Here is a 10,365-nt window from a genome sequence, read left to right as displayed (position 1 = left end):
GGTGATCATGTTCTTCACGTAGTCGGCGTGGCCGGGGCAGTCGACGTGGGCGTAGTGGCGCGCCTGCGTCTCATACTCCACGTGCGCCGTGTTGATGGTGATCCCGCGCGCCTTTTCTTCCGGCGCAGCGTCGATGTCCGCATACGACTTCGCCGTCGCGCCGCCGGACTTCGCCAGCACCATGGTGATCGCCGCCGTCAGCGTCGTCTTGCCATGGTCCACGTGACCGATCGTGCCGATGTTGCAGTGCGGCTTGTTGCGTTCGAACTTCTCTTTGGCCATCAGGGTCCTGCCGGCGTTTGCTAAGCGGTTTCAGATACTGGAGCGGGTAGCGGGAATCGAACCCGCATCCTCAGCTTGGAAGGCTGCTGCACTACCATTGTGCTATACCCGCCGAAGCTTGGACGGGGATCGTCCAGAACTCTTCTCCTTCGAAGCTCCGAGGCGTGGTGGGGGAAGTAGGACTCGAACCTACGAAGCGATAACGCAGCGGATTTACAGTCCGCCCCCTTTGCCACTCGGGACATTCCCCCGCGCGCTTGGAGCCACTTCGAAGCCCCAGCCCGCGAAAGCCTTCCGCCTGGGGGGCCCCGCGGTGCTAAGAGCCCCGGAAGCCATCCCTGACGGAGGCGCCCGAAGCGGGGGCCCCAATTTGGAGCGGGTCTTATAGTGTCGTCGCACCCCGAACGCAACGCGCCCCGCAAGGGGAAAAAGCCGGGCTTCCAGCCCCGCTTCCACAAGCGCGGGGAGCGGCCGTCCGAGGACTGGATCTGGGGCTGGCACGCCGTGGAAGCGGCGCTGGCCAACCCCCGCCGTGGCCCGCCCGAGCGGCTGCTCGCCACGCCCGAGCGAGCGCGCCAGATCGAGGCCGCGTTCGGACGGCTGCCGGGCCTGGAGGTGCAGGACAACGGCTTCATCGCCCAGAACCTTCCGCAGGGCGCCGTCCACCAGGGCGTGGCCCTGCGCGCGCCCCCGCTGGAGCCGGTCGGCCTCGACGAGCTGGAAGCCGGCCCCGGCGCGGTGGTGCTGATGCTCGACCAGGTCACCGACCCGCAGAACGTCGGGGCCATCCTGCGCTCGGCCGCGGCCTTCGGCGCCAAGGGGGTGATCCTGCAGGACCGCCATGCCCCGCGCTTCACGGGCGCGCTGGCCAAGGCCGCGGCCGGCGCGCTGGAGCAGATCCCAGTGGCGCGCGTCGTCAACCTCTCCCGGGCCCTCGACGAGCTCACCGACGCCGGCTGGCGCGCCGTGGGCCTGACGGGCGCCAGCGGGCAGGACCTCGCCGACGTCCTCGACGGCCGCCCGACCGTCCTGGTGCTGGGGTCAGAGGGCGAGGGCCTGCGTCGGCTGGTATCGGAACACTGCGACGAGCTCGCCCGCATCCCCATGCCCGGCGGCTTCGAGAGTCTCAATGTCTCGGCCGCCGCCGCGGTCGCCCTCTACGAGGCCTCACGCCCGCGCACCTGAGCGGTTGCAGCCGCGGCGCGGCTGACGCATTGAGGCGCGCATGTTCGAAGAGCTGTTCAGCGCCGGCGCCCTCGCGGCGCTCTTCCAGGTCCTGATGATCGACCTCGTGCTGGCGGGCGACAACGCCGTCGCCGTGGGCCTGGCCGCAGGCGGCCTGCCGCCCCAGCAGCGGCGCAAGGCGATCTTCTACGGACTGATCGCCGCCGTGGTCCTGCGGATCGGCTTCGCCCTGATCACCACCCAGCTCCTCGCCGTTGTCGGCCTGCTGTTCGCCGGCGGCCTCCTGCTGCTCTGGGTCTGCTGGAAGATGTGGCGCGAGCTGCGCGACCAGGCCCAGCCGGACGAGGCCGCCGCCGAGGCCGCCCTCGACAACGACCCCACCACCGAGCCGAAGGTGAAGCCGGCGAAGTCGTTCAAGGACGCCTTCCTGCAGATCCTGATCGCCGACGTCTCGATGAGCCTGGACAACGTTCTGGCGGTGGCCGGCGCCGCGCGCGAGCACCCGGGCATCCTGGTCTTCGGCCTGCTGCTGTCCATCGCGCTGATGGGCGTTGCGGCGACCTGGATCGCGCGCCTGCTGCACCGCTTCCGTTGGATCGGCTACGTGGGCCTGCTGATCGTGTTCTACGTGGCCCTGCACATGATGTGGGAAGGCCATCGCACGGTCGTCGTCGATATGAACTGGACGCCCCAGTACAACGCCGCCGTGCCCGACTTCCTCGACATCTCGGCCGCCGAGGAAGCCCGCCAGCGGGCGCATTGAGGCCGCTCAGGCGGCGGCGTGGGCCGTGCGCCGTGCGGCTTCCATGAACGCGCGGAAGACCACGTAGCCGAGCACCCCTTCCAGCAGCTTCGCGCCCATCGGCGGGCTATCCGGATCTGCGTCCGCCGCCTCGGCCGCGCGGCCCGCCGGTTTCAGGCGGTCCATCAGCAGCGCCGTGCCGATCGCTGCGCAGGCGCCGGCGATCCCTTCGATCGCTAGATCAGTCCTGGTCATCCCGCATCTCCTCAACTGAGGAGACGTCAACCGCAGGGGCCGTCGCGGAGTTGCCGGCTCAGGCGGACTCGGCGCCCTGCTCCGGCCCGCCGAACCGTTCGCGCCAGTCGGCGACCTGGGTCTCCTCGATCTTGCGGAACAGCACCTCCGGGGCGGCCACCTTCCGGCCGGGCTCCAGCGTGCGCAGCAAGTGCAGCCCGTCGAGATCCGGCCAACGGCCGGGGAACCCCTCCCCCACCGCCAGCGCGATCTTCTCCGCCGTGAACGGGATGAAGGGCTCCGAGACCTTCGCGAACAGCGCCACCAGGTTCAGGCCATAGCGCACAGCCACCGCCGCGCGCACAGGATCGGTCTTCATCGCCGTCCAGGGCGCCGCCTCGGTCAGGTACTGGTTGCCCAGCACCCACAGCTGGCGCAGCGCCGTCGCCGACTTGCGGAACTCGCGGTCCTCGATGTGGCCGGTGAGCTCGCGCAGCTTGGCTAGGACGTCCGCCTCCAGCTTCTCCTCCAGCGGCCCGGGGGACCCGCCGTCCGGGACGGCGCCGTCGAACCGGCTCTCCGTGAACTTCAGGATCCGGTTGACGAAGTTGCCCAGCACGTCGGCCAGGTCGGCGTTCACCTGGTCGCGGAACTGCTCCCAGGTGAAGGTGGCGTCCGAGGTCTCCGGCGTGTTCGCCGTGATCCACCACCGCCAGTAGTCGGCCGGCAGCAGCTCCAGGGCATGGTCCATGAACACCCCGCGCTGCTGCGACGTGGAGAACTTGCCCCCGTAATAGTCCAGCCAGTTGAAGCCCTTGAGCTGGTCGACCAGCTTCCAGGGCGCGTTCTCGCTGGGCCGCCAGGCGCCGTCGGCCTCCAGCCGCTCGTTCACCCCGATCAGGGTGCAGGGGAAGCCCACGGTGTGGAAGGGCACGTTGTCCTTGCCCATGAACTCCACATAGGTGACGTCCGACGCCTGCGGCAGCCGCCACCAGCGCTCCCACTCCGCGTCGTCCGGATCACGCCCGGCCTCCTTGGCCCGCGAGGTCACCCATTCCCAGGTGGCGGCGATGTACTCGATGGGGGCGTCGAACCAGACGTAGAACACCTTGCCCGCGAGGCCGGCCGCGTCCGGCAGCTGCCCTTCGGGATTCGGCCCCCAGTCCATGGCGTTGACAGGCACGCCCCACTCCAGGTCCCGCGTGATCCCGCGGTCCTGCAGCCCCTCGTCGAGCCACTTCAGCGCGATGGAGGTGACCAGGTGCGGCCACTGCGCCCGCTTGCCCTCGATCCAGGTGCGCAGCTTTCCAGCGAACAGGCTCTGGCGCAGGAACAGGTGCTTCGACCCGCGGATCTCGATGTCTTCCGACCCCGACACCGCTGAACGCGGCTTCAGCAGGTCCGCCGGGTCCAGCACCCGCGTGCAGTTCTCGCACTGGTCGCCGCGCGCCGCGTCATAGCCGCAGTGCGGGCAGGTGCCGATCACGTAGCGGTCCGGCAGGAAGCGCCTGTCGGCGTTGGAATAGACCTGCTGGGTGACCCGCTCCTCGATGAAGCCCGCCTCCCACAGGGTCTGGGCGAACCGCTGGGTCAGCCGGTGGTTCTGCGGCGACGACGACCGCCCGAAATGGTCCCACGACAGCCCGAAGGCGCGCCCCAGGTCGTGCTGGATGCGGTGCTGCTCGGCGCAGAAGGTCGCCGGGTCCTGCCCCTTCTCCGCCGCCGCCAGCTCCGTCGGCGTTCCGTGCTCGTCGGTCGCACAGATATAGAGCGTCTCGCGCCCCCGGCTCCGCTGGAACCGCGCATAGACGTCGGCCGGCAGCATCGACCCCGCCAGCGTCCCCAGGTGCTTGATCCCGTTGATGTACGGCAGCGCGGAAGTGATCAGGATGCGGGACATGCGGCTCAGGAGGTTCAAAGGAAGCGGGGCATATAACCTTTCCCTCCCCTCCTGGGGAGGGACAGACGGCGAAGCCGTCCGGGTGAGGAGGTATGGATCAGGCGCAGGGGTGGAAGCTTCGGCCCTTACCCCCTCGCCCGGCTCGCCTCCGGCGAGGCGTCCCTCCCCGTCAAGGAAGGGAAATCACAGCGGTCCCTTGAACACGAACCAGGCCCCCAGGGCGATCAGCGCGAACCCCACCCCGTGGTTCAGCGTGAACCGCTCCCCCAGGTAGGTCACCGAGAACACCGCGAACACCGCCAGCGTGATCACCTCCTGCATCGCCTTGAGCTCGGCCGGCTCGTAGACCGCGCGGCCGATCCGGTTCGCCGGCACCGCCAGCCAGTACTCGAAGAAGGCGATCCCCCAGCTCACCAGCACGATGACCCACAGCGCCCGGTGCTCCACCTTCAGGTGCCCGTACCAGGCGAAGGTCATGAACACATTGGAAGCCACCAGCAGCAGCACCGGGGCGATGAAGGCATAGGCAGGCGGCATCGAACGAGGTCCTCCAGGCGCCGGGCCGTTTGAGGGCGCGGCCTGCCCGCCTATAACCGTGGCGCAGATTCCGGGGGAGCGGGCATGCGGAAGTGGATCTCGGCGCTGGGCGCGCTCGCGGCGGCGGCGCTCCTCGCGGCCTGCGGCGCCGGCTCCGACAAGGCCGCGGGCGGCGGCGAGCTGCGCATCTACAACTGGTCGGACTACATCGACCCCGCCCTGCTGGAGGCCTTCACCAAGGAAACCGGGATCAAGGTCCGCTACGACACCTTCGATTCCAACGAGGTGCTGGAGACCAAGGTCCTGCAGGGCGGGACGGGCTACGACCTCGTCGTCCCGTCCAACCACAACCTGCCCCGCTACATCCAGGCCGGCGCCATCCAGCCGCTGGACAAGTCGAAGCTCAGCGGCCTCGCCAACCTCGATCCCGCCCTGATGGGCCACCTCGCCGCTTTCGATCCCGGCGCGAAGTACGCCGTGCCCTACATGCAGGGCACCATCGGCATCGGTTACAACGTGGACGCGGTGGCCAAGCGGCTGGGCAGGCCGGTGGACAGCTGGGCCATCGTGCTGGACCCCGCCAACCTCGCGAAGCTCAAGGACTGCGGCGTCTACTTTCTCGACGCCTCGGAGGACATGTACGCCGTCGCCCTGAACTATCTGGGCAACGACCCTAATTCGAAGGCCCCGGCCGACTACGCCGCCGCCACCGACCTGCTCGTGAAGGCCCGGCCGTACGTGCGGAAGTTCCACTCTTCGGAGTACATCGACGCGCTCGCCAACGGCGACGCCTGCGTGGCGGTCGGCTACTCCGGCGACGTGCTGCAGGCCAAGGACCGCGCCGGGGAGGCGAAGAACGGCGTCAAGGTCGCCTACGCCGTGCCCAGGGAGGGCAGCCAGATCTGGTTTGACCTCTTCGTCATCCCCAAGGATGCACCAAACGCCGCGGCCGCCCACCGCTTCATCGACTACATGCTGCGGCCCGACGTGATCGCCAAGGCGTCCAACTTCACCCACTACGCCAACGCCAACGCCGCCTCGACGAAGCTGCTCGACGCCGAGGTCCGCGATGACCCCAACGTGTATGTGGGCCCCGAGCTATCGAAGCGCCTCTTCGTCACCACCACCAAGGACCAGGCCCTGCTGCGCGAGCTGAACCGCCAGTGGACCCGGGTGCTGACCGGCCGGTGAGCCCGCCGCTCGTCCGCTTCGAAGGGGTCAGCAAGCGGTTCGGCGGCACCGTCGCCGTCGAGGACGTCTCGCTCGACATCCAGGAAGGCGAGTTCTTCGCCCTGCTGGGCCCCTCCGGCTGCGGCAAGACCACCCTCATGCGCCTGCTGGCCGGCTTCGAGGCGCCCGACGCTGGCCGCATCCTGCTCGACGGCCGGGACATCGCCGCCCTGCCCCCGCACCGGCGCCCGGTGCACATGATGTTCCAGTCCTACGCCCTCTTCCCGCACCTGAGCGTGGCGCAGAACGTCGCGTTCGGCCTGAAGGGCCTGCCCAAGGCCGCCGCCGCCGCCCGCGTGGAGGAGATGCTGGCCCTGGTTCGTTTGGACGGGCTGGGGGCGCGCAAACCCCACCAGCTCTCCGGCGGGCAGCAGCAGCGCGTGGCGCTCGCCCGCGCGCTCGCGCCGCGCCCCCGCATCCTGCTGCTCGACGAGCCGATGGCCGCCCTCGACCGCAAGCTGCGCGAAGAGACCCAGCTCGAGCTCATGGCCCTGCAGCGGCGCCTGGCTATGACCTTCATGATCGTCACCCACGACCAGGACGAGGCCATGGTCGTCGCCGACCGCATGGCCGTCATGCAGTCCGGCCGCCTCGCCCAGGTCGGCCCGCCCCGCGAGCTCTACGAACGGCCCGCCAGCCGCGCCGTCGCCCGCTTCATCGGCGAGGTGAACCTCTTCGGCGACCAGGCCGTCCGGCCCGAAAGCATCACCCTCCACCGCCAGCCGCAGCCCGACGCCCTGGCCGGGACCGTCACCGACTACGCCTACCTCGGGGACCGCACCCGCTATCTTGTCCAGACCGAGGCCGCCCTGGTCAAAGCCACAGCCCCCGGCGCCCCCACCTTCTCTTCGGGCGACCAGGTCTGGCTGACCTGGCCGACAGACGCTGCGGTGAGGCTGGAGCGGTGAGGCGCCCCACCCTCGCCGCGCTCGCGCCCTGCCTATGGCTGGCGCTGTTCTTCGCCTTCCCGTTCGCCCTCGTCGCCAAGCTGTCCCTGTCCGACAGCGTGCTCGCCATGCCGCCCTACGCGCCGGCGATGCCGTCCTTCGAAGGCCTCGATCTGGAGACCTACGCCCGCCTGGCCAGCGACCGCCTCTACTTCGACGCCTACGCCTCAAGCCTGCGGTTCGCGGCCGCGGCGACGGCCATCCTGCTGGTGATCGGCTACCCCATCGCCTACGGCATGAGCCGCTTCCCGCCCCGCGCCCGTAGCGCGCTCGTCTTGGCGGTGATCCTGCCGTTCTGGACCAGCTTCCTGATCCGCATCTACGCCTGGATCGCCATCCTGAAGCCCGCCGGCGTCCTCAACGCGGCCCTCGGCGCCCTCGGCATCCCGCCGCTCGCCCTGATCAACACCGACGCCGCGGTGATCATCGGCCTGGTCTACGCCTACCTGCCCTTCATGGTCCTGCCGCTCTACGCTGTCCTGGAGCGCCAGGACCCCGGCCTGCTCGAAGCCGCCCAGGACCTCGGCGCCTCCAGGCTCCAGGCCTTCTGGCGCGTCACCTTCCCGCTATCCCTGCCGGGCGTCGCGGCCGGCGCCCTGCTCTGCTTCATCCCCATGGTCGGCGAGTTCGTGATCCCCGACCTGCTCGGCGGCTCCGGCACGCTCATGCTGGGCAAGACCATCTGGACCGAGTTCTTCGCGAACCGCGACTGGCCCGCGGCCTCGGCGGTGGCCATCGTGCTGCTGGCCACCCTGGTCGCGCCGATCCTGCTGTTCGAACGCCAGCAGGCGAAGGTGCTCCGATGAGGCGCGGCCCCAGCCTCTTCAACTGGGTGTCGGTCGTCCTGGGGGTCGCCTTCCTCTACGCCCCCATCGTCCTGCTGGTGATCTACTCCTTCAACGCCAGCCGGCTGGTCACCGTCTGGGGCGGCTGGTCGCTGCGCTGGTACCGCCAGCTGCTGCACGACGCCCAGATGCTCGACGCGGTCTGGGTCACCCTGCGCGTCGGCGTGATCTCGGCGACCCTGGCCACCGTGCTGGGCACGCTGGCCGCTGTCGCCCTCGTGCGCGCCGGCCGCTTCCGCGGCCGCACCGCCTTCGCCGGCATGGTCTACGCCCCGCTGGTGATGCCGGAGGTGATCCTCGGCCTGTCACTGCTGTTGCTCTTCGTCAGCCTGGGCCTGCCAAGGGGCTTCTGGACCGTGACGCTCAGCCAGGCCACCGTCACCCTCTGCTACGCCACGGTCGTCATCCAGGCCCGGCTGCGCAGCTTCGATCAGCGGCTCGAGGAGGCCGCCCGCGACCTCGGCCGCACGCCGCTGCAGGCGTTCCTAGCAGTGACCCTGCCGGTCATCGCCCCGGCCATCGCCGCGGCCTGGATGCTGGCCTTCACCCTCTCCCTCGACGACCTGGTGATCGCCAGCTTCACCTCCGGTCCGGGCGCCACCACCCTGCCCATGCGCCTCTACAGCCAGGTCCGGCTCGGCGTGAACCCGGAGGTCAACGCCGTCTCCACCCTGCTGATCGGCCTCGTCGCCACCGGCGTGATCGCCGCCTGGCTGGTCCAGCAGCGCCGCCGCCGCGCGATCTGATGCGCAATTCTTTGGCGATCAGGAGACGGCGCGATACACTTCGAGAGGATCTTTGACAAAGTGAATCAAGAGGTTAGCTCACAGCGAGAGTTGTCGCGCTGACTCGCGCAAATAGGCCTGGGCCGCGTGCAACACTCAGAGCGGCGGGACCCTGTCGAACCAGGGCCGGGCCTCCTCCAGCTGCCCCGCCAGGCGGAACAGCGTCGCTTCCTCGCCCATCCGCCCGACGAACTGCATCCCGATCGGCAGGCCCCCCGAGCTCCAGGCCAGCGGCACGGTCATGGCCGGCTGGCCGGTGTTGTTGAAGGCCTGGGTGTTGGGCATGAAGGCGAACAGCCGCTCCCCGATCAGCTTCGGGTCCTCGGTGATCCAGCCGATCGGGATCGCCGGGCTCCCCAGTGTCGACAGCAAGAGTACGTCGTAGGTCTCGAACAGCTCCGCCACCGCGCGCCCGAACGCGTGCAGCGTCGCCAGCGCCCGCACATAGGCCTGCGCCGACACCCCCTGGCCGCGGCGGTAGGTGGCCATGGTCAGGGCCTCGACCTCGCTCTCGCGCACCGGCCGCCCCCGGCGATCGGCCTCGGCGTCCAGGGTCGCGGCGACGGAGGCGGCGATCACCACCCCGGCGGCGGCCTGCATGGCCGCGAAGTCGCCGGGAACCGTCACCTCCTCGACCGTGTGGCCGAGCGCCTCGCAGAGCTTCGCCGTATCCTTCACGGCCTGCTCGCATTCCGGGTCGAGCTTCTGGGCCTGCAGCGCGCCGGTCGTGAAGCCGATCCGCAGCTTGCCGGGCTTGGCCCCCACCTCCTTCGCAAACGGCTGCGCGGGCGCGGGCAGGAAGTACGGGTCGCCGGGCTGCGGCGCACAGGCAATGTCCAGCAGCACTGCGCTGTCCCGCACCGAGCGGGTGACGGCGTGCTGCACCGAAGCCCCCGCCCAGCCCTCGCCCTGCGGCGCGAACGAGACCCGGCCCCGCGACGGCTTCATGCCGAACAGGCCGCAGCAGGACGCGGGCGTCCGGATCGAGCCGCCGCCGTCGCTGGCGTGGGCCGCCGGCACGATACCCGCCGCCACCGCCGCAGCGGCCCCGCCCGACGAGCCGCCCGGCGTCCGCGACAGGTCCCAGGGGTTGCGGCAGGTGCCCAGCAGCGTCGACTCGGTCACCGGCCACAAGCCGAACTCCGGCGTGTTGGTCTTGCCGAAGATCACCAGGCCCGCTTCACGGTAGAGGCGCACCAGGGCGCTGTCGGCCGGCGCCACGGCTTCTGCGAACAGCCGCGAGCCCGAGCTCGTCACCGTCCCGGCCAGCGCCGCGCCGAGGTCCTTCAGCAGGAACGGCACCCCGGCCAGCGGGCCCTTGGTCACGGCCTCGGCGCGGGCGCCTTCCATGAGGTCCATGGTGACGGCGTTGATCTTCGGATTGACGGCGTGCAGGCGCTTGAAGGCGGCGTAGAGCAGTTCCCCCGCGCCCACCTCCTTCTTGGCCACCAGCTCGGCAAGTCCCACCGCGTCGTAGCTGCGGTACTCTTCGACGTTCATCTGGCGCCCCCCAATGCGGAAGCAGGCAAGCACATCGGGAGCCGGCGTCCAACCGCCGCGCTTGCTCAAGCCCGGGGGAACGCCTCATAAGCGCGTGACGGCCGCCGGATTAGCTCAGCTGGTAGAGCAGCGGTTTTGTAAACCGAAGGTCGCGGGTTCGAGTCCTGCATCCGGCACC

General features: G+C 69.9%; 11 protein-coding genes and 3 tRNA genes. 7 read left to right on the top strand and 7 right to left on the bottom strand.

Annotated elements, in window-relative coordinates; translation table 11 throughout:
- The 3 genes from VIL76_RS08295 to VIL76_RS08285 form a co-directional block, all read right to left on the bottom strand.
- A partial coding sequence (locus tag VIL76_RS08295; RefSeq protein WP_332044532.1) for a GTP-binding protein occupies window positions 1-282 on the bottom strand: 282 nt, incomplete at its 3' end.
- Window positions 283-320: 38 nt separating this feature from the next.
- Window positions 321-394: transfer RNA gene (locus VIL76_RS08290), tRNA-Gly, on the bottom strand.
- Window positions 395-447: 53 nt separating this feature from the next.
- Window positions 448-533: transfer RNA gene (locus VIL76_RS08285), tRNA-Tyr, on the bottom strand.
- A gap of 136 nt (window positions 534-669) precedes the next feature.
- On the opposite strand from VIL76_RS08285, the gene rlmB reads away from it, so the two are divergent.
- Both rlmB and VIL76_RS08275 read left to right on the top strand, forming a co-directional pair.
- Window positions 670-1,467 carry a 23S rRNA (guanosine(2251)-2'-O)-methyltransferase RlmB gene (rlmB, locus tag VIL76_RS08280; protein WP_332044531.1) on the top strand — a complete coding sequence of 266 codons (798 nt, stop codon included), beginning with the start codon at window positions 670-672 and terminating at the stop codon, window positions 1,465-1,467.
- Between the two features lie 40 nt (window positions 1,468-1,507).
- Window positions 1,508-2,230 (top strand): TerC family protein, encoded by a 723-nt coding sequence (locus tag VIL76_RS08275; protein WP_332044530.1) that lies wholly within the window; start codon window positions 1,508-1,510, stop codon window positions 2,228-2,230.
- 6 nt (window positions 2,231-2,236) lie between these two features.
- On the opposite strand, the gene VIL76_RS08270 is transcribed toward VIL76_RS08275, so the two are convergent.
- The 3 genes from VIL76_RS08270 to VIL76_RS08260 all read right to left on the bottom strand — a co-directional run bounded on the left by VIL76_RS08270 (window position 2,237) and on the right by VIL76_RS08260 (window position 4,880).
- Window positions 2,237-2,464, bottom strand: coding sequence for a hypothetical protein (locus tag VIL76_RS08270; RefSeq protein WP_332044529.1), 228 nt, complete (start codon window positions 2,462-2,464; stop codon window positions 2,237-2,239).
- 58 nt (window positions 2,465-2,522) lie between these two features.
- On the bottom strand, window positions 2,523-4,343 hold the full coding sequence (gene metG, locus VIL76_RS08265; RefSeq protein ID WP_332044528.1) for a methionine--tRNA ligase: 1,821 nt from the start codon (window positions 4,341-4,343) through the stop codon (window positions 2,523-2,525).
- Window positions 4,344-4,526: 183 nt separating this feature from the next.
- Window positions 4,527-4,880, bottom strand: a complete 354-nt coding sequence (locus VIL76_RS08260; protein ID WP_332044527.1) for a DMT family protein — start codon at window positions 4,878-4,880, stop codon at window positions 4,527-4,529.
- Between the two features lie 84 nt (window positions 4,881-4,964).
- Here VIL76_RS08260 and VIL76_RS08255 point away from each other — a divergent pair, with 84 nt between their 5' ends.
- The 4 genes from VIL76_RS08255 to VIL76_RS08240 are packed head-to-tail and all read left to right on the top strand — an operon-like array spanning window position 4,965 to window position 8,648.
- On the top strand, window positions 4,965-6,071 hold the full coding sequence (locus tag VIL76_RS08255; RefSeq protein WP_332044526.1) for a polyamine ABC transporter substrate-binding protein: 1,107 nt from the start codon (window positions 4,965-4,967) through the stop codon (window positions 6,069-6,071).
- Window positions 6,068-7,018: an ABC transporter ATP-binding protein gene (locus VIL76_RS08250; protein WP_332044525.1), complete on the top strand. Its 951-nt coding sequence runs from the start codon at window positions 6,068-6,070 to the stop codon at window positions 7,016-7,018. The genes VIL76_RS08255 and VIL76_RS08250 overlap by 4 nt, the downstream gene beginning before the upstream one ends.
- Window positions 7,015-7,863: an ABC transporter permease gene (locus VIL76_RS08245; RefSeq protein ID WP_332044524.1), complete on the top strand. Its 849-nt coding sequence runs from the start codon at window positions 7,015-7,017 to the stop codon at window positions 7,861-7,863. The genes VIL76_RS08250 and VIL76_RS08245 overlap by 4 nt, the downstream gene beginning before the upstream one ends.
- Window positions 7,860-8,648, top strand: a complete 789-nt coding sequence (locus tag VIL76_RS08240) for an ABC transporter permease (protein WP_332044523.1) — start codon at window positions 7,860-7,862, stop codon at window positions 8,646-8,648. Before VIL76_RS08245 ends, VIL76_RS08240 begins: the two co-directional genes overlap by 4 nt.
- 135 nt (window positions 8,649-8,783) lie before the next feature.
- Here VIL76_RS08240 and VIL76_RS08235 read toward each other — a convergent pair whose 3' ends face one another.
- A complete protein-coding gene (locus VIL76_RS08235) occupies window positions 8,784-10,187 on the bottom strand; it encodes an amidase (RefSeq protein WP_332044522.1) in 1,404 nt (467 codons plus the stop codon).
- 103 nt (window positions 10,188-10,290) lie between these two features.
- Here VIL76_RS08235 and VIL76_RS08230 point away from each other — a divergent pair.
- Window positions 10,291-10,363 (top strand) — tRNA-Thr (locus VIL76_RS08230).
- Window positions 10,364-10,365: the final 2 nt, after the last annotated feature.

Origin of the sequence: Phenylobacterium sp. (assembly GCF_036563285.1) — a bacterium.
GTDB lineage: Bacteria > Pseudomonadota > Alphaproteobacteria > Caulobacterales > Caulobacteraceae > Phenylobacterium.
Note: the sequence above shows the minus strand (reverse complement) of the source record. Positions and strands in the feature narration are given on the sequence as shown.